The following is a 359-nucleotide window of genomic DNA, read 5'->3' as shown; positions in this document are numbered from 1 at the left end:
CCCAGTAGGCGCCGCCCTGGGCGTGCGCGTCCTGCGCCGTCGCGAAGCGGGTGGCCATGTCGACGAGTCCGTCGCCCCAGAAGCCGAATTCGCCGCTCCAGTACGGGACGCCGTACATGCGGGCCACCCGGTCGGCGAGGGTGAAGCCCCGTTCGACGCTGACGATCGTCGGCAGGCCCAGCGAGGCGTCCATGGTGATCGACTCCGCGTACAGGTGCGGGGAGAAGACGATGTTGCGGTCGTCGGTGAAGCCGGGCGGCGGGCCGCTGTCGAACCCGAGTCCGGACCACAGGATGCTCGGCTCGAAGTAGACGATCTGCTCGGCGCCGGCCTCCCGGATGGCGTCGATGGTCCGGTCG

At 70.5% G+C, this 359-nt stretch carries 1 protein-coding gene; it reads right to left on the bottom strand.

Annotated features, from left to right (window positions below):
* The coding region (locus tag AC1DYG_RS20945) for a glycoside hydrolase family 5 protein (RefSeq protein WP_477641744.1) at nt 1-359 on the bottom strand (359 nt) is incomplete at both ends.

Source organism: Pedococcus sp. P1_H8 (assembly GCF_056405175.1).
The sequence above is the reverse complement of the archived record's forward strand: the minus strand, read 5'-3'. Positions and strand labels throughout refer to the sequence as shown.